Below are 24,535 nucleotides of genomic sequence, written 5' to 3'. Positions count from 1 at the left end.
TTTGATAACTGTTTATGAATAATATTTCCAAAATATAAAAACAATGCTATAATATATAAGTATGTTAATGATATGGAGGGATATAATGTCAATTTTATCTGGAAAAGGAAAAGTAAAATTAGATGGACAAAAGGGCTTGACAAAAGATAAGCCTATTTTGACTATTGAAACACCAGACGTTATTTATGTTCCCTTAGTTCTAGGAGTCGCAACAGACTTTGATGTTCATGTAAAAGAAGGAGATCATGTCTGTATTGGAACAAAATTAGCAACTCGTAAGAGTATGTATGTTCCGATTTATTCTCCAGTTTCAGGAACAGTGAAGGGAATAGAAAAACGTATGCATGCTTCAAAGCGTTTACAGGATCATATTGTGATAGAAAATGATCATAAGGATGAAAGAGTTAAAGCTTATGAAGTGAGTGATCCTGATCATATGAGTCAGGAAGATATTATTAAGGCCATTAAAGAATTAGGAATTGTTGGATTAGGCGGTTCAGGATTTCCAACATATGTGAAATATGAAAATGTTCAAAATATTGAAACAATTTTAATTAATGGCGTTGAATGTGAACCGTTCTTGACAAGTGATCACGTAGCTATGAAAAGAGATGTTAAAGCTCTTTTTGATGGAGTTCATTACTTGATTCAAGCAGCAGGAGCTAAAAATGCTATTATTGCGATTAAAGAGCATAAGCCTGATTTAATGGAATTATTAGTAGAAGAAGCTAAAAACTATGATAACATTGAACCACGTGAAGTGCCTGATCGTTATCCAATGGGATGGGAAAGAGTCTTAATTCGTACTGTCTTTAAAAAAGAATATGATCGCTTACCAGCAGAAATCGGAGTGATCGTGAACAATTCTTCTACAGCAATAGCTGTATCTAAAGGAATTCGTCAAGGTGAAGCAATTACTCGTCGTGTCGTTACTTTCTCAGGAAACGGTTTAAAAAATCCACAAAATGTTGACGTTGCGATAGGAACACCAGTCAATTATATCGTGGAAAAAATTGGTGGATACATCGATGAAGATTGTGATGGATTCTTAGTTGGTGGTGGACCAATGATGGGAAAATCAGTTATGAATGATACATTTGTTATTTATTCTCATAACAATGCCATCACAGTTATGAAAAAAGAAAACATTAAACCATTACCATGTTTAAAATGTGGTGAATGTACATTGCATTGTCCAATGCATTTACAACCAGTTCGTATTATGCAAGCTGAAAAAGCTGCAAATGTTGAACTTATTGAAAAATTAGATACTGATCGATGTGTAGAATGTGGTATGTGTACTTATATTTGTCCAAGTAAGATTGAAGTGACAGATATGGTAGCCAAAGCGAAACGTCGCTATCAGTTAGCAAAAAGAAGAAAGAATGCGTAGGGAGGGTGAATATTGATGAAGATTACTTTACAAAGAACATCACCAAATTATAGACAAAAGCTCTCTACACATCGCATTATGAGAGACTTGACTATTGCTTTATTGGTGCTTGTCGCTTATTCATTATATTACTATTACTATAACTATATGACTAATGATCCAGTCATTCATGTTGCATTGATGTATGTTGTTTCATTAGTTGTTGCTTTAGCAACAGAAGTTGTTTGGGCGCTTATTCATAAAGAAAAAGTTTTTGATTATTTGAAAAACAGTTTTGGATGGGTAACTGCTATTATTTTTACATTAACATTACCAGCTGGTACACCTTTATATGTGACAGCTATTGGTTCGTTTATTTCTATTTTCTTTGGAAAATTAGTTTATGGTGGATTTGGACAAAACATTTTCAATCCTGCTTTGGTAGGACGTGTTGTTGTTCATTTGGCATTTGGAGGTCAGCTTGTTGCAAATATTTCAGATACTGTTAATGGTATTGATGTGGCAACAAAAGCAACGCCAATTACAATGCTAGCTGGAACTTCATGGTTAGGTGGAGATACCTTTACTTATACATTATCTGATTTATTTTTAGGAAATCATGCAGGTGCTCTTGGGGAAACTTGCATTGTTCTGATTTTAATCTTAGGTATTGTTTTAGCAGCAAGACGTGTGTTTGATGCAAGAATTCCTGTTGCTTATATGGGTACAATTCTTGTTTTAAGTGAAGTTTTTGCTTTAGTGAATGGTCTTGATCCTATTACTTATCCAATGATTCATTTCTGTTTAGGTGGAGCTATGTTTGGTGCTGTCTTTATGGCAACAGATCCAGTCACATCACCATCAAGTCCGCTTGGTAAGATTCTTTATGGTATTTGTTTAGGATTCTTAACGATGATTATTCGATTAAAAGCAAATTATCCTGAAGGTGTTTTATTCTCTATCTTAATGATGAATATGTTAACACCATTAATTGATTCATTTGTTTTAGGGAGAACAGATCAAAATGTTGGAAAACAATGGGCTTCTATTGCTATTAGTTTAGTGGTTGCTATTGCATGTGTCTTTGGTATCAGCACAGGTATCAAAAATGATGTTGCAGCAGCTGAACAGGAAGCTATTGAAGCACAAAAACAAAAAGAAGAGGAAGAAAAGAAGAAAGCTGAAGAAGAAGCTAATCAAGTTCAATGGACATATCTTGAAACAACAGATGATGGATATGTTATGCAGGTGAGTGGATTTGGTGGAGAAGCCAATCCAATGAAAGTTGCTGTCAAGATTGATGGAGATACGATTACATCTGTCAAAGTTCTTGAATACGCAGGAGAAACTGCAGGCTTTGGAAAAGATTTAATTGAATCTGGATCAGGTGGAAACTTAAATGAAAAAGCTCAAGCTTTCCATGATCAAGTTTTAAATGGTAGTCTTTCTACAAGTGATGTTGATGGTATTGATACTTCAACAGGAGCAACAATGACTTCAAATGGTATTGTCAATGCAATTAAAGGAGCTATTGAACAGGCTCAAAAGGCACCAGTTGTTGATGGTGATACTTATACTTATACTTTAACTGCTAATGGATTTGGTGGAGAAGCAAATCCAATGACAATTAAAGTTTCTGTCAATAAAGCTACTGAAACAGTGACAGATGTAGAAGTTGTTGAATATGCTGGAGAAACTGCAGGCTTTGGAAAAGATTTAATCGAAGCTGGAACAGGTGGAAACTTAAATGAAAAAGCCCAAGCGTTCTATGATGATGTTTTGAATGGTGAAATAAGTTGGGATGATGTTTCAGGAATCGATACTTCAACTGGAGCTACACTCACAACAAAAGGAATTGTCAATGCTATTCAAGAAGCTATTGATCAAACAAAGTAGGAGGGAAATAAGATGAAAAAGATTTTACAATTAACTGTTTTCCTTGCGATTGTTGCTGGTTTAGCTGGTGGAGCTTTATCATTTGTTAATGGCATGACAGATCCAATTATTCAAGAACAAAAGATTGCCAGTGTTAAGGAAAACTTGGAAAAAATATATCCAAATGGTGAAGAATTTAAAGCTTTAGATGTCTCATTAAGTGATTATGATGCACTAGATGCTGTTTATGAAGCTGATAAAGGTGGAAGTGCTGAAGGTTATATTTATGAAACATCTGCTCAAGGATACGGAGGAGAAGTTAAGACATTAATTGCTTTAGATAAAGATGGAACATATAAAGGATTAGAGATTATTGATTGCAGTACTGAAACAAAAGGTATTGGTGATCAAATTACTGGAGAATCATTCATTAATAGTGTTGTTGGTAAAAATATTGGTGATTCTATTGATACAATTTCTGGAGCAACTTATTCTTCTAGTGCTGTTATTGAAGGAATTGAACAGGCAACACAACACTATAATGAAAATTTTAAATAAGGAGGGGACATAGATGAAAAAATTCGATATCTTTAAAAAAGGTTTGTTTGCTGAAAACCCAATCTTTGTTTTATTGTTAGGTCTATGTTCATCCCTAGCAATTACAACTTCATTAACAAATGCGATAGGTATGGGAATGGCTGTTATCTGTGTTTTGTTGATGAGTAACTTTATTATTTCTTTATTAAGAAAAATCATTCCTAATGAAATCAGAATTCCTGTTTTCATTGTGATTATTGCAACGCTTGTTAAATGTGTTCAAATGATTATGAATGCTTATACACCAGAGTTATACGAATCATTAGGAGTTTTTATTCCTTTGATTGTTGTAAACTGTATTATTTTAGGAAGAGCTGAAAGCTTTGCTTCTAAAAATGGTGTTTTAGATTCTATTTTAGATGCTTTAGGAATGGGTCTTGGATATACTTTGGCTGTTGTTATTATTTCATTCTTTAGAGAATTGATTGGAACAGGTGGTTTATCATTATATAATCCATTTGATGCCAGCCAAGTGATTTTCCAGGTAAGTTTCTTTAGTGATTATGCAATCAGTTTATTTACACAACCTGCTGGAGCTTTCTTAACTTTAGGAACAATCCTTGCATTCATTCAGTTCTTAAAAGTGAGAAAAGCAAATAAAGCAAAGAAAGCGGAGGTCAAATAGTTTATGGAATTAGTAAGTTTATTTGTGGGATTGACGTTTGTTAATAACGTTGTATTGAGTAAGTTTTATGCTATTTGTCCATTATTAGGTGTTTCTAAGAAGCCTAAAAATGCTTTGAATATGGGTTATGCTGTTACATTTGTTATCTTTTTAGCATCAATTATCACATATCTCTTATACTATTATGTTTTAACTCCATTAGAAATTACTTATTTGGATTTAATTACATTTATCTTGGTTATTGCTTCTTTAGTACAGTTCGTTGAAATGTTCTTAAAGAAAACAAGTCCTGAAATCTATAAATCAATGGGTGTTTATTTACCATTGATTACAACAAACTGTGCCGTTTTAGGAGTGGCATTAGATAATATCAGTGCTGGATATACATTGATTGAAGCTATGGTAGCTGGTCTTGCAGTACCAATTGGATTCACTATTGTTATCTATGTTTTTGCGACAATTCGTGAAAGATTGGATATTGCTTCTGTTCCTGAAAGTTTTAAAGGAACACCAATTGCTTTAATTACTGCTGGTATTATGGCATGTGCTATTGCCGGAATCGCAGGTCTTGTATAATGTCAATTTGGGCGATTGTCTGGTTAGTTATTTTAATAGCTATCTTTATAGGTACTTATTTATTGAATAAAAACACACCTAAACCAGAAGGGTGTGAAGATATGAGTGAATGTGTAGGATGCAATAATATTGCTTGCTCACATCATAGTGCTCATCATAAGGAGGAAGTAAAAGATGCAGATTAGTGCTATTTTAGCATTGCTGGTGATTGGAGCTGTACTAGGATGCGTTTTAGGTATAGCCAATCAATATCTTCGTGTAGAAGAAGATAATCGTGTCGGTGATGTCACAGAAATGCTACCTGGTGCCAATTGTGGTGGTTGTGGATATCCAGGCTGCTCTGGCTTTGCTAATGCTTTGGTTGAAGGAAAAGCTAACAAGGTTTCAGCTTGTGTTGTCAGCAATCAGGAAACAAGAGAAAAAATTGCCAATTATTTAAATGAAACACCTGGTCCAGATGGACAAACTGTGAAGGTTTCTATTTAAGAATCAGTAAGAATGCTTATTTGTTTTGAGTTTTGTCTCAAAGTCAAAAAGCATTCTTTTTTATATATGTACATTATCTCTTTACATTCATAAAAATGTGTATTATAATACGGTTCGTAACCGAACAATGGAGGTGGTGGAATGTTTAGAGATCCTATTGGATATCGTATTAAAACATTAAGTAATTTAATGAAAAGGAAAATGGATAAACATTTGGGACCCCAACATGATAGGGCAACAATGATGCAAACTTGGATCATTGGTTTTGTTCAATTAAGAGATAGTGAAGACAAGGATACTTTTCAAAAGGATATTGAGGAAGAATTTTCTATTAATCGTTCAACAACTTCTGAAATGCTGACCCTGATGAATAAAAGGGGATTGATTGAACGAGTTCCGGTGGATTATGATGGACGTTTAAAAAAGATTGTTTTAACTCAAAAAAGTTTAGACATTCATGAGTGGATTAATCAGACAATGATGCTCATTCATGATGATCTAACTGATGGTTTGTCGCCTGAAGAGATTCAAGAATTCTTAAATATTGCGGATAAGATGATTCAGAATTTATCAAAAGATGAATAAAAAAGACATTGCATTGGTTACGTAATAAATAGAAGAGGAGTGGTTAGATGGTTGTTAAAACATTGATGAAACAAATTAAACAGTATAAAAAAGATTCTTTTTTAACAATGTTTTTTGTTATCGTCGAGGTTATTTTAGAAATTTTGATTCCTTTATTAATGGCAAGAATTATTGATTTAGGAATTGAAGCTAGAAACATTAACGAAGTATATAAATATGGATTTATCATGTTTATTATTGCAATCGGAACTTTATCAACTGGTTTTTTAGCTGGTAAATATGCTGCTAAAGCTTCAACAGGATTTGCAGCCAATCTAAGAGATGGAATGTATACAAATATCCAGTCATTTTCATTCTCTAATATAGATAAATATAGTACTGCTGGGCTTGTCACACGTTTGACAACAGATGTGACAAATGTTCAAATGGCTTATCAAATGATTATTCGTATGTGTATTCGTGCACCTATGAACTTAATTTGTGCTTTAACAATGGCATTTATGATTAATCGTGAATTAAGTTTGATTTTCGTAGGAGCTATGGGATTCTTGATTATTGTTTTAGGATTTATTATGGTCACAGCAACACGTTATTTTAATCAAGTTTTTCCTAAATATGATGATTTAAATGAAAGTGTTCAAGAGAATGTTGTTGCCATTCGTGTTGTTAAATCATTTGTCAGAGAAAAATATGAAAATGAAAAATTTAAAAAAGCGGCACAAAATATCTATCGTTTATTTGTTAAGGCTGAATCTGTATTAGCTTTAAACAATCCAGCTATGATGACAGCTGTGTATGGATGTATTTTACTGTTATCATGGTTAGGAGCAAAGACTGTTGTAGCAGGAAGTTTAACAACAGGAGAATTGACAACATTATTTAGTTATATTATGAATATTCTGATGTCATTGATGATGTTATCTATGGCTTTTGTTATGATTACAATGTCATTTGCTTCTGCACGTCGTATTGCTGAAGTTTTAAATGAAAAATCTGATTTAGTTTCTCCTGAAAATGCTCTTAAGACAGTTAAAAGTGGTTCTGTTACATTTGATCATGTAACATTCTCATATAAGCATGGTAGTGGTGAACCAGTTTTAAGAGATATTGATATTCATATTCATTCTGGTGAAACAATCGGAATTATCGGTGGTACAGGTAGCGCTAAGAGTACACTTGTGAGCTTAATTAGTCGTCTCTATGATGTAGATAGAGGAAGTGTTATTGTTGGTGGCGAAGATGTCAGAAAATATGATTTGGAAGTTTTAAGAAATGAAGTTGCTGTTGTTTTACAAAACAATGTCTTGTTCAGTGGAACAATCCTTCAAAATTTAAGATGGGGAAATGAAAACGCAACTTTAGAAGAATGTCAGGAAGCATGTCGTTTGGCTTGTGCTGATGACTTTATTCAAGATTTTCCTGATAAATATAACACTTATATTGAACAAGGTGGTACAAACGTTTCTGGGGGACAAAAACAGCGTTTATGTATTGCCAGAGCATTACTAAAGAAACCAAAAATATTAATTTTGGATGACTCAACAAGTGCTGTTGATACAGCTACAGATGCAAGTATTCAAAAATCATTTGAAGAACGTATTCCAGATACAACAAAAATTATTATTTCACAACGTGTATCAAGTGTGCAAAATGCAGATCGTATTATTGTCTTGAATGATGGTGTTATTGATGATTTTGATACACATGAAAATCTATTAAAAACAAGTGAAATTTATCGTACAATTTATGAAACACAGACAAAAGGAAAGGAGGAAGCATAATATGAAACAACATGTTTTAATACGTCTTTTAAAGAAAGTCTTTAAACGTTATGGTTTGGCTATCGTGATTGTTTTAATTTGTATTGTTGGGCAGGCCATTTGTAGTGTGCAGGGACAGGTGTTTCAACAAAGCTTAATTGATGATTATATTATGCCTTTAATTGGACAACCATCACCTGATTTTTCTGGATTGTTTTCTGCTCTTTCTGTTATGGCTTGTTTCTTTTTGGCAGGGATTGTTTTTGCTTATGCCTATAACCGTATTATGGTTACTGTTACACAAGGTTTCTTACGTGATTTACGTGTAGAAATGTTTGAACATATGGAATCATTACCAATTCGTTATTTTGATAGAACAACTCATGGGGATATCATGTCTGTTTATACAAACGATATTGATACTTTAAGACAGTTAATTAGTCAATCTATCCCACAGTTTACTTCAAGTGCGATTACCATTTTAACTGTATTCATCTCAATGTTATTATTAAATGTCACTTTAACAATTGTGTGTGTTGTTATGGTTTGCATTATTTTGTTTATTTCTCGTTCTATAGGAAGTCGTTCATCAAAATATTTCATTAGACAACAAGAAACATTAGGTAAAGTCAATGGATATATTGAAGAAATGATTTCTGGACAAAAAGTCGTTAAAGTTTTCAATCATGAAGAAAAAGCGATTGAAGGTTTTAGAAATATTAACGAAGAATTACGTCAAAGTTCATATCAGGCCAATAAATTTGCCAATGTTTTAATGCCAGTCACTATCCAGGTAGGAAATATGTCATATATTTTATGTGCTGTGATTGGTGCTGTGTTAGCATTATCTGGTTTTGATTCTTCATTAACAATTGGTACACTTGTTGCATTTATGACATTGAATAGAAGCTTTAACAACCCAATTGGACAGGTTTCTATGCAAATCAATTCTATCGCTATGGCACAAGCTGGTGCAAAACGTATTTTTGAATTATTGGATCAGGAAAAAGAAGTAGACGATGGTATTGTGACATTATGTCGTGTAGAATTCGTTGATGGAAAAATGGTGGAAACTGATAAACGTACAGGACATTGGGCATGGCGTCACCCAAGAGCAAATGGTGAAGTTGAATTGGTTGAAATGAAGGGTGACTTAAAATTAGAAAATGTCAACTTTGGTTATTTCGATGATCATATGGTTTTACATGATATTAATGTTTTTGCGAACCCTGGTGAAAAGATTGCTTTCGTTGGAGCAACTGGTGCAGGGAAAACAACAATTACTAACTTGATTAATCGTTTCTATGATATTCAAAGTGGGACAATTACTTATGATGGTATTGATATCAAGTTAATCAAAAAAGATGATTTACGTCGTTCATTAGGTGTTGTTTTACAGGATACACATTTATTTACAGGAACTGTTATGGATAATATTCGTTATGGTCGCTTGGATGCAACTGATGAGGAATGTATCGAAGCAGCAAAATTAGCCAACGCCGATGCTTTCATTAAACATTTACCTGATGGATATCAGACAATGTTAACTGGTGATGGAGCGAATTTATCACAAGGACAACGTCAGTTGATTGCCATTGCGCGTGCTGCTGTTGCAAATCCTCCAGCATTAATCTTAGATGAAGCTACTTCATCAATTGATACAAGAACAGAAACACTTGTTCAAAAAGGTATGGATGGATTAATGGAAGGAAGAACAACATTAGTCATTGCACATAGATTATCAACAATTAAAAACAGTGATTGTATTATGGTTCTTGAACATGGTCATATCATTGAAAGAGGTAACCATGAAACATTAATGAAACAAAAAGGAAAATATTATCAATTGTATACTGGTGCTATTGAAATGGATTAAGGTCTTTGGACCTTTTTCTTTTTAAGCACATCAGTTGTCAAAAGTCAAAGACTATGATAAACTTCAGTATATCAATAGAAGAAAAAGCTATAATATGATAAAGGAGGTGCTGCATATGGCAGAAGTATTACATGTAAATAGTCAAGAATTTGAAAATGTTATTGCTCAAAATGATGTTGTTTTTGTAGATTTTTTTGCAAATTGGTGTGGACCATGCAAAATGTTGGCTCCTAGTATTGATAAATTGGCACAGGAACATCCTGAAATTAAGGTTGTTAAGGTTGATGTCGATCAGGAACCTTCTTTGGCTATGCAATTTGGTGTTCAATCTATCCCAACATTAATTACTTTTAAAAATGGACAGGCTGTTAATCGTCAATTAGGTTTTATTCCTTATGAAGCATTAGAAGCAATGTTATAAAAAATATCTCCCGATTTATTCTGGGAGATATTTTTTTATTCTATTCATACTTGTATCTTTGAAAACAATATCAGGTTCGTTTAGATATTGTGCCAAAACATCAGCATCTTTTAAAATTTCGCTATATTCATCATGAACTTTATCTTTTTCACTATGAACAGCAATAGCCTGTTGGATGATATTTTTTTCTTCAGTAGAAAAATCATCTAAAAGGGAGATGATCCATTCACTACATCTAGGTCCATGTTGAAAAGAAGAATGATGAATGAATTGGATATAATCATGGTATAAACCGATAATGCCAGCCAGTTTAATATTCAGATGTTTTTGCAGTGCAATACTTTGACAAAGAGTACTTACCTGTATGCTATGCAACAAAGCTCTTTGTTTGTAAGAACCGTGGCAATTTTCTTCAATATGTGTCAAAAAGTATTCCTTTAAGATTTCATAACGATTCATCTTCTTAACCCCTTTGGATATAAATTCTTCGCCATACCCTGACTTTCTTTATAAAATGACAGTGGATAATCTTCCACAAAAATAATACCATATCCTTTTTGATTTGTTCCTTCAATGGCTTCGCCATGTAAATATTTAGAAATAGCTAAATCATTTTCATGAAAACGATAAAACTGTTTGACTTCATTTTGTTTGAGGGTCAATGCTAAAGCAAGGCTAGGTTCAAATCTATTTTTTTTGCATTCACCTAAATAAAGTCCATTTCTTAAGACGCGCATACCTTTCAGTTCTGGAAATTGTGGCATGAGTGCATAAATATGATTATGATTATCATAAAGATAATCTGGGGCTGGAATGTTTAAATAGGTATGATAGAAATCATTCACTAATTTCTGATTGGATTTAGCTATTTGAGCTTTCATTGGCTTGTATTTTTGAAAAGAAGGCTGACCATTTTTTTGAATGCAGGCAATAAATTGCCCTTCGCCTTGATAACGATGAGGATAAAGACGTATCACTCCATCAAGCTGAATGCCATTTGCCATACCATGACTTCTTTTTAAAGGAATTAATCTGCAATCATAATGATTCAGTATATAACGAACTTGATCTTCATTTTCTTGTGTATTGTAAGTGCATGTTGAATACATAAGGATTCCACCTGGTTTTAATAATTTCATTGCACAATCAATGAGTTGTCTTTGAATATGAGCACATTCCTGGATTTTTTGTAAAGACCAGCTTTGAATAGCTTGTTCATCTTTTCTAAACATTCCTTCACCACTACATGGTGCATCTAGAATGATTTTATCAAAGAATTCAGGAAGAATATTTATCAACTGTATGGGGTCACTATTGGTTACAATCGTATTTTTTAAGCCAAATCTTTCTATGTTTTCAGAAAGAATCTTAGCACGCAATGTATTGATATCATTAGTTATCATCAAGCCTTGAGGACCTAAACGACTAGCAGCTGCACAACTTTTTCCTCCTGGAGCACCACACATATCCAAAATATAATCATCCTCTTTAATATCTAAAAAATGATTGACAAGCATGGCGCTTGGTTCCTGAATATAATAGAGTCCACAAGAAAAAAACGGAGATTTCCCTAAAGGATAGTTCTGATAATCAAAATAATAACCATCTTTAATAATAGGATGAGGCTGTATATAATCTTTATTCAAATATTGAAGAGCATCCTTTTTTAAAGGATTCATGTAAAAAGCTTTGATAGGTGGCTTTTTTAAAGCATTCATAAAATCGTTATATTCATCTTTTAATAATTTTTTCATTTCGTCTTTAAATAATTGATTCATTTTTTTCACCTCCTTCATTATACAAATGAAAAAACAGTGTGTAAATAATAAAAAATATGATAGAATAAAAAAAGGTGATGTTATGAAAAGATGTCAATGGGCTTATAACGAGCGATTAATAGAATACCATGACCATGTTTGGGGGATTCCTGAACATGATGAAACGCAATTATATAAGATGTTGATCTTAGAAGGATTACAGGCAGGTTTGAGCTGGGATATCATTTTAAAGAAAGAAAAAGCTTATGAACAGGCCCTTGATCATTTTGATTACCATCTCATTGCTTTATATGATTCAAAAAAATTTGATGAGCTCATGAATACAGATGGACTGATTAAAAACCGTTTGAAAATGAAAGCTATTATTACCAATGCTCAAGCATTTTTAAATATTCAAAAACAATTTGGAAGTTTTGATTCTTTTATTTGGTCATATGTTGTTTTTCAACCAATTCAGCACCATTATCATTCATCAAGTGATATTCCTTCTTATGATGAGTTATCAACAAGAATATCTAAGGATTTAAAGAAGCATGGTTTTCGATTTGTTGGTCCAACAATTATCTATAGTTATCTGCAAGCTATAGGAATTTACAACGATCATGAAATTAATTGCGATTTTTATTGATTTTTATAGAGAACTATAATATAATAAATAAGCAATTTGATTTGCCTGAGTGGCGAAACTGGTATACGCACAGCACTCAAAATGCTGCGACCTATGTCATGTCGGTTCGAGTCCGACCTCAGGCACCAATTTAGTTTAACATGGACTTATTTTAAAAATATTTTTCAAAACATGAATATACCGAACAAATATAGAATTTTGTTCGGTATATTTTTTTGTGTCGATCATGGCATGAATTCAGTTGGAGATAATTCAACCACAGGTATTTATCGTCAAGTGTAGTGAACCACAATCTATTGACAGTGATGTCATGGGTGAAGGAAGTGGTGTAGCGATTCTTTCGAACGTACGAACAGAAATCTTGAAGGTCAAAAAAGGAAGCGTTGAATATGCGAATGAGGAACTACGTGCAGAAATAGCATCCGCTTATATAACATCGTATAATGTTAATAGACACAAGGCATATATTTAGGATTGGATACAGGTTGTTGAAGGAAATCCACAAATATTATTCAAAGCGATAATGGATGCAGAAAAAATAAGTGAATTTGTTCTAGATAGGTCTGGATTTGACAGGATTCTAGTAAATATTCCATCAGTTGATTTGATGAACGATGATGTACAGGAAGAACAATTAGATGAATATTGACTAGATTAGGACGGCAATTTGCTGTCATTAATTTACTGGAAAATATTTCTTCATATATGGTATACTTATAATATAAGGTGGTGATCTAAGTTGAAATATAAAATTTGTATTCAAAATCCATTTCCATTCTGCGAGAAAGTATATCCAACACAACAAAGGAAAGTAAAAGAAATGCTTGATTATCTAAAACAGGATGATAATATAAAGTCTATAACATTATTTGGTTCAAGCATTACTTCAAACTGTCATAATGATTCTGACATTGACCTATATGTAGAATTGAAGAAGGATAAAAAGGTAATCAATAGGTATTTTGATTTTGTATTTGACTTATGGACTAATTTCACTGCTGATGAACGTCTTAAGAAAGAAATACAAAAGAAAGGAGTGGTTATATATGAACAATGAAACTCTTTTTGATAAGGCAAAACAGAATTTGAAGGTTGCAGAAAGTATTTACTCAACCATTGCCATAAATGATGAAGCTTATCTTAATTATGTTGGGTATCATATCCAGCAGGCACTGGAACTATCCATCAAGTATATGCTTGAAATGAATGGAGTCAACTACCCAAAAACCCACGATATTGACCAGTTGATAAGATTGGCAAATATCAATAATGTTGATCTGTATCTTAATGAGTATATTGATGATCATAGTGAGATGTTTTCATTGTGGGAAGCTCGAACACGTTATATTCTGAATTATAGACTTGAAAAAAGAAAAATAGAGCGTTCATTAACGGAAACAAAATCATATTTGGATATTATAGATAGGATGATAAATCATCATATGGAAAATGATATAGAAAATAACGAAGGATTGGAAATGTGATACACAATCGTATTGATATAATATATTGACGGCAATTTGCCGTCTTTTCTTTTTTTGCTTAATATTAGTATGAACTTTATGAAAAGGGTGAATAAAGTGAAAAATGAACATGCATTGCTTCGATACTAATGATCCTAAATATAGCAGCAAATGGGCGGCCATGCAAAAGGAAATTATAATGAACAGGAACGCGAAATTTTAAGAAAAGCCCATAGAGATATGATTACTCTTTATACATATGATTCAAATACAAAAGAGTTCTTGGATTTATCTGAACAAGAGGATTATAGATTAGAATAATGGCAATTTGCCGTGATACTATTAAGAGGAAATATATGAAGACACAATTTGAAGATTTTCAGAAAATGAATTTAAAGAAGACATGTAAAGCGATAGAAGAAATGACATATACGTATGTAATTCTGAAACACATCGGCCAACACATGTACCTTCAAAGCATTATGAAAAAATATTAGGACAGAGTATTGAACTATTTCTGGATGAAACAATTAAAATAGCGATGTTGAATAATGTCTATAATCAATTGGCTTTTCTTGAAAAGGAATACGGAAAAGATTTGAAAAAAAGCACTGCTATGCTTCGATATGGGATTAAGCTTGAGGTGATGTCTTTTGTTCAAAGCATTGCATTAGATGAAACATATCTCTATATGGAAGAATGCCAGGAAAAAGAAAAACTTTCATCTATTAAATTCCAAATTTTTTGAAAAGTTCAAAGTGGTAGAAAATGACAAGGAACTTTATGTTCAAATCCTAAGAACATATGAGGATAAAATGGTAGATGAAAATGAAGAAGAAATAGATTGACTTGAACTTAATTAAAAACAGCAATTTACCGTTGAGTCAGCTTTACATAATCATATTAGGAGGTACGCAATGAAGTAGATTTTAAATATTAAGTTATTCTTTGTTGATGGGTCTGATAAGAAAGAAACTCTTCTTATTACAGGTCATCAAAAAAAAGGAGAAATTTGTACCAAATTGAAAATAATCATAAAACCATTGGAATTTAAAAATTAGGAAAGGAAAATATAGATTATGAAAGGGAAACTATTAACAATTGAAATAGAAAATATGATTTTCTTTTTTTTTATTTAACAAACGTTCACAATAATTTCATATTTTTTTCCACATTAATTTCATATTTTCATGATAATTTGCTATCTATGGAGGGAAAAGAAAATATAAAAATAAGAAAAAATTATTAACATTTGCATTTACATTATTAATTGGTACGTTATATATGTCATAGGTTTCTGTTAATGCAGAAGAAACAAATATTATTAATGAGTATGTTGATTTAAAATCAGAAAATGATATGTTAAAATCTAAAATAATTATAACTAGATCAGCAACTTCTTCAGAACAGTTACAAGATAGCAATAAAAGAATCGAAAATTTTAAAAAGAATATATATGAATTAAAAAAATTATCAGTAGATGAATTACATAGATTTAATTATACAGATTCACAAATTGAAGCCATTAAAACATATGATGATTTAGAAGCTAAAAGTGTAAAAGCTGTCACTACTGTTAAATTTAATGTTAAGAAGAACCAATTGAGCTATGACTCTAAATCAGGTTTATCTACAGTTAAAGCGACAGTGAATTTTACATGGAACGGTTCACCACAAGAATGGGGCAGAGATTGTTTTGCTATGACTTATGAAGCTGATAACAATCATAATTTTAAAAAAGTAACAACAGTTAGTTCTTCTTTGAAATATAAAGAATGGAAATCTGCAACAAACGTAAAAACATGGACCAAATCAGCAACTAAGAAAGGTGATCAAGGAGTTATGGATCATATGGCTGGGATTTTCCTTTAAAGGTAAAAGGCGATAAATATTATGCGTATTTATATAGTGGTAGTTTTACAAGCATGGGTATTGTTAGTGGAAAATTAAAATATTTTAATACTCGATATATGTACGGTCACAAGTCTTTTGCTGTGGCAGCAAGTTTTGGAATTTCAATTTCAAAAGGTGCTTCAGCTGGCATCACTTTTAGCGCAGAAACGCTATATACAAGTTATCCTAGTAAAAAGGGAGGCATTGTTATTTTTTTTCTTAAAAGGAGGTTATGAGCAAAAAAATGAAGAAATTGTTATGGATTGTATGTGTGTTCTTTTTAAGTGTTATATTGTTTGCGATTATCCATTTATTATTCGTTAATTTTATATTGATCATTCTTGGAGATACAGTTATTGAGTTTAATCTTTTATTGTTATTGACAGGTATATATCTTTTGGCAGGAATGATTGGAGTTGGAGTGTATATTTTGAAAAAAATAATATATAAAAGAATACTATATTTTAAGGTGGGATTGAAGAATCTACCTTCTTTATTTGGTTAGGGGTAAAGGGTAATAAAAGGTTGTATAATTTAATTCCATTAAAAAGGAATAGTGATTATCGTTCATTGAAACAGCTTTTGTAATTTTGTTCGCATTATCTAGAAAGAAAATCTTTGATCATGATATTTAGCGGTTCGAGTTATCACATAGTAGTGACACCATTTTAAAAGATACAAGCTTTATAAGTTTGTCATTCATAAAAGATAGTGATTATATATTTACTATTTTTTTGTCTCAAAAAATGATTTTGATTTCGAAAAGATATGAGTAATAAATATGGAAAGTGTATGAACATAAAATGATAACAAAAAAATATTTCATGTTGTTTTCATGAAATTTCGACATTATTAGAGAGATAATGATGATTATTGACAGAATAAAATATAAAAAAGAACAAAAAAATCGAAAAATAATGATTTAAAATAACAATTTTCTATGATTTTTATGTAGATATTGTAAAATGAGGATAGGAGGTGTAGAAAAATGTTGATAGAACATGTTTTAGAATGTGTTGATGGTATATATGAAGATATGATGTCAGAACATTCTATGGAATTAGAAGCAACAATACATAAGTTAGAGAAAGTTGCACATAACGATACAGAGGATTTTATAAAAAAAGGTATTATGTTATCATTAACAATGTGTTTGAATCAGGTAGATTTTCATGATGAATTATTTGAAGGACTGTTGAATGATAATTTAGAACATATGATTCAATATATTCCAGATATGAAAAAGAGTATGACTGTACATATATCAGTGAGAGGATTAGAAGAATACATTTACCGTCGTATGAATGTGCCTTGTGGAATGACTTTGGCTGATTTGGCTTATTATATTTTGGCTGCTTTTCGAGCTGAAGGACATCATTTATTTACTTTTGTCACGAACCAGGGTAAATTTGGTTGTGATAGATGTGAAGAAGAAATGATCGATGGCTATGCGGCAGATATGACTTTGACAAATCTTGATTTACAAAAAGGAAGTCAATTAACTTTATGGTATGATTTTGGTGATGATTATTATTTTGATATAGAGATTTTAGATATTGAATCACATCAAGATATACAAAGCAAAGAGGATGTCTATATTACTTCAGGTGAAGGTTATGGAATCTGGGAAGATGAGCATCAAATGCTTGATTTATATTATCATGATCACGAGGCTTTTATTGAAGCAATCGATGATATCGGTTTAGACGAAGATGATTTTATCTTTGATGAATTTGATAAGGATACTGTCAATGAGCTTTTATTTGAGGAGTATGACTTTCTACAAAATGTTTATGAGAATTTTGATGAATCATATTGAAAGAATGACTATTTTATAAAATAAATAGAAAAACATTTGACAATATCAAAGAAATTGCTATAATGTACTAGTGCAATAAATGATAGCAGCACATAGAGTGTTAGCCCATGCGTTTGTGACATAGGGATGTAAAGTATCTTGCTGCAAAGAGAAATACTTAGTGCAAACACAACCTAACTGATCTATGATGTTATTGTTTTATGCCAAATAAAACAATAGGAGGAAAGAAAATGTCACGTTATACTGGACCACAATGGAAAAAATCTAGACGTTTAGGTTTTTCTACATTAGAAACTGGTAGAGAATTATCAAGAAGACCATATGCACCTGGTCAACATGGTCAAAAAAGAAAAAAATTAACTGAATATGGATTACAATTAGCTGAAAAACAAAAAGTAAGACATATGTATGGAGTGAATGAAAAACAATTCCATAACACATTCAAAAGAGCTGGAAAAATGGAAGGAGTTACTGGTTACAATTTCTTCTGTTTACTAGAATCAAGATTAGATAATGTTGTTTATAGATTAGGTTTTGCAACAACAAGAAGACAAGCAAGACAATTAGTTAACCATGGACATATCTTATTAAATGGTGTGAAAACTGATATTGCTTCTTGTCAAGTTAAAGTTGGAGATGTTGTTTCTGTTAAAGAACGTTCTCGTTCATTAGAAATTATTAAAAATGCTTTAGCATCTCAAACTCATGTACCAGGATTTGTTGAAGTTGATGCTGATAAAATGGAAGGAAAATTAATCAGATTACCTGAAAGATCAGAATTAAATCAAGAAATCAATGAATCACTTATCGTAGAATACTATAACCGTAAAGGATAAAATACGGTATCAATTAAGGTATTTGATAGCTGGATTACAGTTATTGAATACCTTTTATTGTTTTTTGCATAAGGTTTCAAGTGTGGGAATTTGGAAAAAGATGATGAAATACCTTTCTATTTATGATAAAATAGAGGATAAGGAAAGAAAGGACTTTTTTGATATGAATGAAATAATGGGGTTTATTGAACAGATTGGTATACAAAATCTCATCTTTATCGTTATTGGTATTGTTGTCGTCATTGTACTACTTTTATTTTTAAGAGGGATGAGATTAAGAAAATATAGAAAATTAATTGTTGATGTTGAAAATCGTATGAATGGTGTGAAATCATTACCACTTCAATATCGTTTAGGGAGAGTTCACAGTATATCTAAAAATATGCCTGAAGTTGCAGAAAAATATGAAGAATATGCACAGGAATTTGAACGTATTTCTGATTATCAGAAAAATGAATTAGCTGTTTTGGTTAATGAAGTGGATGAACAGCTGTTTTATGGGAAATTAAGAAAGATTTCTTCAAAAATGAAAATGCTTGAAGATATGTTAGAAATATATGAAAAAGATTCTCAGGCATTATTAGAAAAAATTGAAGAGATTACAGAAATAGAAAATGTTCAAAGAATTGAAATTATTCGTGTGAAAGAAAAATATCGTCAATTAATTGATCGTTATGAAACAGTACGTTTTAAAATTGAAGATTTTGTGAAGGGAATAGTTAATATTTTTGATAATCTTGATGATGCATTTGTTAAACTTGAAGGTATGATGAATAATCAGCAGTTTGAAGATGCCAAAAAATTGACTCAGGATATTGAAAAGAAAGTAGATTGGCTGAATGGACGATTAGAGGAATTACCTGATTATATTGCCATTGTGAGACAATATATCCCTAAAAAGTGTCAACTTTTAGACACTTTGATTCAGGAAATGTCAAATGGGGACTTCTCTTTAGAACAGTTGAATGTCTCTTCACGATATCAAAATATCAAAGATGTTTTACAGGAAACAACGCAGCATATTCAACATCTTCAGTTAGAAAATGTTGCGGATACTTTAAAAACATTGGTTGATGATATTGATGCTTTGATTAAGGATTTAGAAGTAGAAAAACAATCATATACAGATTTTAAAACAAAATGGGATGATGCCTATACAACAATTACACAAATCTATGATCAATATAAGCAGGCTTTAATTGATCAAAATCGTATTGAAAATCTTTATTTGATTAATGAGGATTATGTAGATATTGAAGAGAAGTATAAAGATTTTGATCAGATATTAAGAGAATCATATGATTTAGAAGAAGAAATGAAGGCTGGAAACTTCTCATATTTACAAATGATTGATAAAGCGGAAAATCTTAAAAAAGCAGCTCTTATGCATCAGGATGATTTAAATTCATTTTTTGCTTTCCGTGATCATTTGTATTTACAGGAACAACGTGCTATTGATGAACTTGAGAATATTAATATTGTCTTATTAGAAATTAAATCAGAAATCAAGAATAAGCATTTGCCTATGATTAATGAATCTTATAAAGATTATATTCAGGATTCATATGATAAAGCTGCTCAAATTCAGTCTTATCGTATGCATAGACCTGTAGAGTTGACAGAATTATCTAAACGCGTGGATGGCGCAAGAGATGTCATATATAAGTTATATGATAATGTCCATAATTTGATTGTCACTGCTGAAATGGTTGAAGAAGCTATTGTCTTTGGTAATCGTTATCGTTCTAGTTTTTTAGAAGTGAATACAGAATTAACGAAGGCAGAAGTTTTATTTAGAAATGGTGAATATACAAAAGCTTTATCAACAGCTGTTGATATTATTGAAAAAATTCAACCAGGTTCATATGAAAATTTAATTCAAAAAACGAGTGGAAAGTCCTAATTTTGGACTTTTTTAGTGGCTTTTTCTTAATAAAAATGTTATATATACATATAATGAATTGTGGAGGAAAGATATGATTTATTTAGATTATGTATCAACAACACCATTAAATCAGGAAGTTAATCGTATGTATCAATCTCTTTTAAATGATTATTTTGCGAACGCGGATTCATTATATTCTTTAGGGCTAAAAACAAGTGCTTTGATGGAAAAATCAAGAGAATTAACAGCTCAATTATTACATGTTTTACCAGAAGAGATTATTTTTACAAGTGGTGCCAGTGAATCTAATAGCACAGCGATTAAAGGGTGTGCTTTTCAATATCAAAACAGAGGGAAACATATTATTACAACAGCTGTTGAACATTCAAGTGTTTATCAATCATGTGTACAATTAAGAGATGTTTTTGGTTTTGACGTAGATTTTATTTCAGTGGATGAAAATGGTCAGCTTGATCTTCAACAATTAGAAAAAACAATTAGACCAGATACCATTTTCATAACACTTATGTATGTTAATAATGAAGTGGGAATGGTTTTTCCTATTGAAGAAGTTTATCAGATCATTCAAAGAACAAATCCAAAAGTGAAATTACATGTGGATATGGTTCAGGCACTAGGGAAGATTCCTGTTGACTTATCACATGTTGATTTAGCAAGTTTTTCAGCACATAAGATTTATGGATTAAAGGGAAGTGGTGTGTTATATAAAAAATCATCAACTTCAATCATACCACTCATCAATGGTGGACAACAGGAACATCAGTTACGTGGTGGAACATCAAACACAGCAACGCATACAATGTTTGCCAAAACACTTCGATTAGCATTAGAAAATCTAGATCAGAAATATCGCTATGTCACTTCATTAAATCAATATGTGAGAGAACAGTTGTCTCAGATGACAGATGTTGTGATCAATACACCAGCACAACACGTTTCTCCTTATATCTTGAATTTTTCATGTGTAGGATATAAACCAGAAGTTCTTTTGCATGCTTTAGAAATGAATGAATGCTATGTCTCTACAAAAAGCACTTGTTCATCGCATAAAAATGATATTTCTAGAACATTGCAGGCTATGGGGATTGATGAAAACATTGCCAAAAGTGCTATCCGTATTAGCTTTTCTCATCATACGACAAAAGATGAAATTGATGAATTTTTATTTTATTTAAAACAGGTTTTACAAACAATTAAGAAACAGAGGTAATTATCAATGGAATGTAATCATATTTTAGTCAGATTCGGAGAATTGACAACCAAAGGAAAAAACAGAAAATTATTTATTAGAAAATTAACACAAAATACAAAAGAAATATTAAAAGAATTTTCTCATTTAAGATACGAAATGTCTTTTGATCGTTTATATATTTTATTAAATGGAGAAAATCCAGAGGCTGTTTGTCAAAAATTACAGACAGTCTTTGGGATTCATTCTTTTTCACTCTGTTATAAAGTGGAAAGTGATTTAGAAAAAATCAAAGAAGTCTGTCTCCATGTTGTCGAAACAAATGAAGGACACACTTTTAAGATTCAGACAAAACGTAATGATAAAGATTTTCCTCTTCATTCACATGATATTAATACGGCCATTGCTGGATATATTTTTCATCATACATCAAAAGAATTAAAGGTTGATGTTCATCATCCTGAAATCTTAGTACAGGTAGAATTAAGAAAAGAATGTACTTATGTGATGGATAATACAATCAAAGGTGCTGGTGGATATCCTGTTGGCATTGGGGGAAAAGCCTTGTTGATGTTATCTGGAGGGATTGATTCTCCAGTTGCCGGATATTTAACATTAAAACGAGGTGTAGATATTGAATGTATTCACTATGCTTCACCTCCTTATACAAATGAATTGGCTAGAGAAAAAGTATTAGATTTGGTTGATGTCTTAAGACATTATACGCATGGAAAAATTACAGTACATATTATCCCTTTTACTGATTTGCAGTTAGCCGTATATGATCATTGTGATGAAAGCTATGCAATGACAATTATGCGAAGAATGATGTATAGAATTGCAGAAGGAATTGCGCAAAAGAATCACTGTTTGGCTTTAGTGAATGGAGAAAGTATTGGTCAGGTGGCTTCACAAACATTAGAAAGTATGTCAGTAATCAATGAAGTTATTCGTATGCCTGTCATTAGACCAGTAGCTTGTATGGATAAACTGGAAATTATTGATATTGCTCAAAAAATTGGAACTTATGATATTTCTATTCGTCCTCATGAAGATTGCTGTACGATTTTTACACCAAAACAGCCAGCTACAAAACCAAAAAGTTATAAAGCAGAAGCTTTAGAAGAAACATGGGATTATTCAAAAATGGTTAATGATTGTGTTGAACAATGTGAAACAATAGTGATTGATGACCATTATAAAGAAGTAGATGATTTATTTTAATGAAAAATAATAAAAAAATGAAAATAAATGAATAATTTTGTCACCCTGACACAAACTAATTGTGTCAGGAGGTGAAAGCAATGAACTCAAAAAATTCAAGCAAGAATAGATTAGTTGTTCCTGGTGCTCAAAATGCAATTGATCAGATGAAATACGAAATCGCTAATGAATTTGGTGTCAATCTTGGACCTGATGCAACATCTCGTGCAAACGGATCTGTTGGTGGTGAAATCACTAAGAGATTAGTTGAAATGGGACAAAACCAAATGGCAGGTAGACAATCTCAAAATCGTTAAGCTATAATAAAAAATCCTAGTCATAATGAAATTTATGAGTAGGGTTTTTTTGTCGTTGAAGAAAATGTGTATTCGCTTTCATATTTTTGTTGTGTTTATGACTTAATTTATGTAAAATAAATATATGTTATGTATTGTAGGAGGAATGAAAAATATGACAAAAATTATGGCGGTAAACGCAGGAAGTTCATCATTAAAATTTCAATTATTCGAAATGCCTGATGAAACAGTCATTACATCTGGGATTGTAGAAAGAATTGGAATGGATGATGGTATTTTTACGATTAAATATAATGGAGAAAAGAAAACAACAACATGTCCAATTCCTGATCATCAGGTTGCGGTAGAAATGTTATTAAAAGCATTAGTTGATGAAGGAGTTGTTAAAGAATTAAAAGAAATTGATGCTGTTGGACATCGTATTGTTCATGGTGGTGAATATTTCAGTGATAGCGCCATTGTTGATGATGATGTTGTGGCTAAGGTGGAAGAACTTTGCGAATTAGCACCTTTACATAATCCAGCACACTTAATTGGTTATCGTGCTTTTCAAGCTGTTTTACCTGATGTCAAACATGTATTCACATTTGATACAGCTTTCCATCAGACTTTAGATAAAGAAAGATATTTATATCCACTTCCATTAGAATATTATACTGATTTCAAAGTAAGACGTTATGGTGCTCATGGAACAAGTCATAAATATGTTTCTGAACAGGTTAATGAAATGTTAGGGAATCCTAAAGAATCACGTATTATCGTATGTCATTTGGGAAATGGTGCCAGTGTTTCAGCTGTTTTAAATGGTAAATGTATTGATACATCTATGGGATTTACACCTCTTGCTGGAGTCATGATGGGAACAAGATGTGGCGACGTTGATCCATCAATTATGCCTTATTTATGTAAAAAACTGAATAAAACCCCTGATGAAGTTTTGGAAATTTATAATAAAAAATCAGGTATGCTTGGTATTTCAGGTATTTCTTCTGATTCACGTGATATTGAAAATGCTTTGTTTAAAGAAGGCGATGATAGAGCTTTATTAACAAGTTTATTATATGCAAGAATTGTTTCTAAATACATTGGTGCTTATTATGCAGAATTAGGTGGATGTGATGCCATTGCGTTTACAGCTGGAGTTGGTGAAAATGCAGCTTATTTAAGACGTCTGATTATTGATGATGTTTCAAGAGCATTTGGTGTTTTCTTGGATGAAAAATTAAATGCTGTGAGAAGTGATGAAAACAGAGTCATTTCACACCAATTTTCACAAATTAAAGTCATGGTTATTCCTACAAATGAAGAAGTCATGATTGCCAGAGATACT

Annotated in this window: 26 protein-coding genes and 1 tRNA gene; 25 read left to right on the top strand and 2 right to left on the bottom strand. The window is 31.7% G+C overall.

The features are described 5' to 3' along the window. The first annotated feature begins 85 nt into the window (after positions 1–85). The 11 genes from ACZYT4_RS04410 (at position 86) to trxA (ending at position 10,173) form a co-directional block, all read left to right on the top strand. Entirely contained in the window at positions 86–1,393 is a 1,308-nt protein-coding gene (locus ACZYT4_RS04410) for an RnfABCDGE type electron transport complex subunit C (RefSeq protein ID WP_463782786.1), read from the top strand. A 15-nt stretch (positions 1,394–1,408) separates the two neighbouring features. Next, positions 1,409–3,268 (top strand): RnfABCDGE type electron transport complex subunit D, encoded by a 1,860-nt coding sequence (locus ACZYT4_RS04405; RefSeq protein WP_463782783.1) that lies wholly within the window; start codon positions 1,409–1,411, stop codon positions 3,266–3,268. A gap of 12 nt (positions 3,269–3,280) precedes the next feature. Then, positions 3,281–3,805, top strand: coding sequence for an RnfABCDGE type electron transport complex subunit G (locus tag ACZYT4_RS04400; protein WP_463782781.1), 525 nt, complete (start codon positions 3,281–3,283; stop codon positions 3,803–3,805). A gap of 13 nt (positions 3,806–3,818) precedes the next feature. Then, on the top strand, positions 3,819–4,469 hold the full coding sequence (gene rsxE / locus ACZYT4_RS04395) for an electron transport complex subunit RsxE (protein ID WP_463782780.1): 651 nt from the start codon (positions 3,819–3,821) through the stop codon (positions 4,467–4,469). Between the two features lie 3 nt (positions 4,470–4,472). Further along, entirely contained in the window at positions 4,473–5,045 is a 573-nt protein-coding gene (locus ACZYT4_RS04390; RefSeq protein ID WP_463782777.1) for an electron transport complex protein RnfA, read from the top strand. Continuing rightward, positions 5,045–5,230 carry a hypothetical protein gene (locus tag ACZYT4_RS04385; protein WP_463782774.1) on the top strand — a complete coding sequence of 62 codons (186 nt, stop codon included), beginning with the start codon at positions 5,045–5,047 and terminating at the stop codon, positions 5,228–5,230. The genes ACZYT4_RS04390 and ACZYT4_RS04385 overlap by 1 nt, the downstream gene beginning before the upstream one ends. Next, entirely contained in the window at positions 5,220–5,531 is a 312-nt protein-coding gene (locus ACZYT4_RS04380) for an RnfABCDGE type electron transport complex subunit B (protein ID WP_463782772.1), read from the top strand. Before ACZYT4_RS04385 ends, ACZYT4_RS04380 begins: the two co-directional genes overlap by 11 nt. A gap of 141 nt (positions 5,532–5,672) precedes the next feature. Continuing rightward, complete coding sequence (locus ACZYT4_RS04375) at positions 5,673–6,116, top strand: MarR family winged helix-turn-helix transcriptional regulator (RefSeq protein ID WP_463782769.1); 444 nt, start codon at positions 5,673–5,675, stop codon at positions 6,114–6,116. Positions 6,117–6,163: 47 nt separating this feature from the next. Further along, positions 6,164–7,897, top strand: a complete 1,734-nt coding sequence (locus ACZYT4_RS04370) for an ABC transporter ATP-binding protein (protein ID WP_463782767.1) — start codon at positions 6,164–6,166, stop codon at positions 7,895–7,897. A gap of 1 nt (position 7,898) precedes the next feature. Beyond that, complete coding sequence (locus tag ACZYT4_RS04365; RefSeq protein WP_463782764.1) at positions 7,899–9,752, top strand: ABC transporter ATP-binding protein; 1,854 nt, start codon at positions 7,899–7,901, stop codon at positions 9,750–9,752. A gap of 115 nt (positions 9,753–9,867) precedes the next feature. Continuing rightward, complete coding sequence (gene trxA, locus ACZYT4_RS04360) at positions 9,868–10,173, top strand: thioredoxin (protein ID WP_463782761.1); 306 nt, start codon at positions 9,868–9,870, stop codon at positions 10,171–10,173. A gap of 15 nt (positions 10,174–10,188) precedes the next feature. On the opposite strand, the gene ACZYT4_RS04355 is transcribed toward trxA, so the two are convergent. Both ACZYT4_RS04355 and ACZYT4_RS04350 read right to left on the bottom strand, forming a co-directional pair. After that, positions 10,189–10,632, bottom strand: a complete 444-nt coding sequence (locus ACZYT4_RS04355; protein WP_463782759.1) for an HD domain-containing protein — start codon at positions 10,630–10,632, stop codon at positions 10,189–10,191. Further along, positions 10,629–11,951 carry an RsmB/NOP family class I SAM-dependent RNA methyltransferase gene (locus ACZYT4_RS04350; protein WP_463782756.1) on the bottom strand — a complete coding sequence of 441 codons (1,323 nt, stop codon included), beginning with the start codon at positions 11,949–11,951 and terminating at the stop codon, positions 10,629–10,631. The genes ACZYT4_RS04355 and ACZYT4_RS04350 overlap by 4 nt, the downstream gene beginning before the upstream one ends. An 82-nt stretch (positions 11,952–12,033) precedes the next feature. On the opposite strand from ACZYT4_RS04350, the gene ACZYT4_RS04345 reads away from it, so the two are divergent. From ACZYT4_RS04345 to ACZYT4_RS04280, 14 genes are all read left to right on the top strand, one after another. Continuing rightward, a complete protein-coding gene (locus ACZYT4_RS04345; protein WP_463782753.1) occupies positions 12,034–12,579 on the top strand; it encodes a DNA-3-methyladenine glycosylase I in 546 nt (181 codons plus the stop codon). 43 nt (positions 12,580–12,622) lie between these two features. Continuing rightward, a tRNA-Leu gene (locus ACZYT4_RS04340) sits at positions 12,623–12,707 on the top strand. A 611-nt stretch (positions 12,708–13,318) separates the two neighbouring features. Continuing rightward, on the top strand, positions 13,319–13,636 hold the full coding sequence (locus ACZYT4_RS04335) for a nucleotidyltransferase family protein (protein ID WP_463782750.1): 318 nt from the start codon (positions 13,319–13,321) through the stop codon (positions 13,634–13,636). After that, positions 13,626–14,063: a HEPN domain-containing protein gene (locus ACZYT4_RS04330; protein ID WP_463782748.1), complete on the top strand. Its 438-nt coding sequence runs from the start codon at positions 13,626–13,628 to the stop codon at positions 14,061–14,063. The genes ACZYT4_RS04335 and ACZYT4_RS04330 overlap by 11 nt, the downstream gene beginning before the upstream one ends. Positions 14,064–15,401: 1,338 nt before the next feature. After that, positions 15,402–15,914 carry a hypothetical protein gene (locus ACZYT4_RS04325; RefSeq protein ID WP_463782746.1) on the top strand — a complete coding sequence of 171 codons (513 nt, stop codon included), beginning with the start codon at positions 15,402–15,404 and terminating at the stop codon, positions 15,912–15,914. A 53-nt stretch (positions 15,915–15,967) separates the two neighbouring features. Next, the gene (locus tag ACZYT4_RS04320; RefSeq protein ID WP_463782745.1) at positions 15,968–16,171 is read left to right on the top strand and encodes a hypothetical protein; all 204 of its coding nucleotides are present in this window, start codon (positions 15,968–15,970) and stop codon (positions 16,169–16,171) included. An 8-nt stretch (positions 16,172–16,179) separates the two neighbouring features. Next, complete coding sequence (locus ACZYT4_RS04315) at positions 16,180–16,440, top strand: hypothetical protein (protein WP_463782741.1); 261 nt, start codon at positions 16,180–16,182, stop codon at positions 16,438–16,440. Between the two features lie 483 nt (positions 16,441–16,923). Further along, entirely contained in the window at positions 16,924–17,754 is an 831-nt protein-coding gene (locus tag ACZYT4_RS04310; RefSeq protein WP_463782738.1) for an IS1096 element passenger TnpR family protein, read from the top strand. A gap of 230 nt (positions 17,755–17,984) precedes the next feature. Beyond that, complete coding sequence (gene rpsD, locus ACZYT4_RS04305; protein ID WP_463782737.1) at positions 17,985–18,590, top strand: 30S ribosomal protein S4; 606 nt, start codon at positions 17,985–17,987, stop codon at positions 18,588–18,590. 163 nt (positions 18,591–18,753) lie between these two features. Further along, complete coding sequence (locus ACZYT4_RS04300) at positions 18,754–20,493, top strand: septation ring formation regulator EzrA (RefSeq protein ID WP_463782735.1); 1,740 nt, start codon at positions 18,754–18,756, stop codon at positions 20,491–20,493. 73 nt (positions 20,494–20,566) lie between these two features. Then, positions 20,567–21,706 carry a cysteine desulfurase family protein gene (locus ACZYT4_RS04295; RefSeq protein WP_463782732.1) on the top strand — a complete coding sequence of 380 codons (1,140 nt, stop codon included), beginning with the start codon at positions 20,567–20,569 and terminating at the stop codon, positions 21,704–21,706. A 6-nt stretch (positions 21,707–21,712) separates the two neighbouring features. Next, positions 21,713–22,909 (top strand): tRNA uracil 4-sulfurtransferase ThiI, encoded by a 1,197-nt coding sequence (gene thiI, locus ACZYT4_RS04290; RefSeq protein WP_463782729.1) that lies wholly within the window; start codon positions 21,713–21,715, stop codon positions 22,907–22,909. An 80-nt stretch (positions 22,910–22,989) separates the two neighbouring features. Next, the gene (locus tag ACZYT4_RS04285) at positions 22,990–23,205 is read left to right on the top strand and encodes an alpha/beta-type small acid-soluble spore protein (protein WP_463782727.1); all 216 of its coding nucleotides are present in this window, start codon (positions 22,990–22,992) and stop codon (positions 23,203–23,205) included. 154 nt (positions 23,206–23,359) lie between these two features. Next, the coding region (locus ACZYT4_RS04280; RefSeq protein WP_463782725.1) for an acetate/propionate family kinase at positions 23,360–24,535 on the top strand (1,176 nt) is incomplete at its 3' end.

The sequence above is a fragment of the Massilimicrobiota sp. mt181 genome (assembly GCF_055420065.1).
This window is presented reverse-complemented; position numbering and strand designations above follow the sequence as displayed.

Bases quoted from the DNA above. Each gene is read 5' to 3' on its own strand.
- ACZYT4_RS04410 (WP_463782786.1), top strand. From the start codon at position 86: ATGTCAATTTTATCTGGAAAAGGAAAAGTAAAATTAGATGGACAAAAG.
- ACZYT4_RS04405 (WP_463782783.1), top strand. From the start codon at position 1,409: ATGAAGATTACTTTACAAAGAACATCACCAAATTATAGACAAAAGCTC.
- ACZYT4_RS04400 (WP_463782781.1), top strand. From the start codon at position 3,281: ATGAAAAAGATTTTACAATTAACTGTTTTCCTTGCGATTGTTGCTGGT.
- rsxE (WP_463782780.1), top strand. From the start codon at position 3,819: ATGAAAAAATTCGATATCTTTAAAAAAGGTTTGTTTGCTGAAAACCCA.
- ACZYT4_RS04390 (WP_463782777.1), top strand. From the start codon at position 4,473: ATGGAATTAGTAAGTTTATTTGTGGGATTGACGTTTGTTAATAACGTT.
- ACZYT4_RS04385 (WP_463782774.1), top strand. From the start codon at position 5,045: ATGTCAATTTGGGCGATTGTCTGGTTAGTTATTTTAATAGCTATCTTT.
- ACZYT4_RS04380 (WP_463782772.1), top strand. From the start codon at position 5,220: ATGCAGATTAGTGCTATTTTAGCATTGCTGGTGATTGGAGCTGTACTA.
- ACZYT4_RS04375 (WP_463782769.1), top strand. From the start codon at position 5,673: ATGTTTAGAGATCCTATTGGATATCGTATTAAAACATTAAGTAATTTA.
- ACZYT4_RS04370 (WP_463782767.1), top strand. From the start codon at position 6,164: ATGGTTGTTAAAACATTGATGAAACAAATTAAACAGTATAAAAAAGAT.
- ACZYT4_RS04365 (WP_463782764.1), top strand. From the start codon at position 7,899: ATGAAACAACATGTTTTAATACGTCTTTTAAAGAAAGTCTTTAAACGT.
- trxA (WP_463782761.1), top strand. From the start codon at position 9,868: ATGGCAGAAGTATTACATGTAAATAGTCAAGAATTTGAAAATGTTATT.
- ACZYT4_RS04355 (WP_463782759.1), bottom strand. From the start codon at position 10,632: ATGAATCGTTATGAAATCTTAAAGGAATACTTTTTGACACATATTGAA.
- ACZYT4_RS04350 (WP_463782756.1), bottom strand. From the start codon at position 11,951: ATGAATCAATTATTTAAAGACGAAATGAAAAAATTATTAAAAGATGAA.
- ACZYT4_RS04345 (WP_463782753.1), top strand. From the start codon at position 12,034: ATGAAAAGATGTCAATGGGCTTATAACGAGCGATTAATAGAATACCAT.
- ACZYT4_RS04330 (WP_463782748.1), top strand. From the start codon at position 13,626: ATGAACAATGAAACTCTTTTTGATAAGGCAAAACAGAATTTGAAGGTT.
- ACZYT4_RS04325 (WP_463782746.1), top strand. From the start codon at position 15,402: ATGTTAAAATCTAAAATAATTATAACTAGATCAGCAACTTCTTCAGAA.
- ACZYT4_RS04320 (WP_463782745.1), top strand. From the start codon at position 15,968: ATGGGTATTGTTAGTGGAAAATTAAAATATTTTAATACTCGATATATG.
- ACZYT4_RS04315 (WP_463782741.1), top strand. From the start codon at position 16,180: ATGAAGAAATTGTTATGGATTGTATGTGTGTTCTTTTTAAGTGTTATA.
- ACZYT4_RS04310 (WP_463782738.1), top strand. From the start codon at position 16,924: ATGTTGATAGAACATGTTTTAGAATGTGTTGATGGTATATATGAAGAT.
- rpsD (WP_463782737.1), top strand. From the start codon at position 17,985: ATGTCACGTTATACTGGACCACAATGGAAAAAATCTAGACGTTTAGGT.
- ACZYT4_RS04300 (WP_463782735.1), top strand. From the start codon at position 18,754: ATGAATGAAATAATGGGGTTTATTGAACAGATTGGTATACAAAATCTC.
- ACZYT4_RS04295 (WP_463782732.1), top strand. From the start codon at position 20,567: ATGATTTATTTAGATTATGTATCAACAACACCATTAAATCAGGAAGTT.
- thiI (WP_463782729.1), top strand. From the start codon at position 21,713: ATGGAATGTAATCATATTTTAGTCAGATTCGGAGAATTGACAACCAAA.
- ACZYT4_RS04285 (WP_463782727.1), top strand. From the start codon at position 22,990: ATGAACTCAAAAAATTCAAGCAAGAATAGATTAGTTGTTCCTGGTGCT.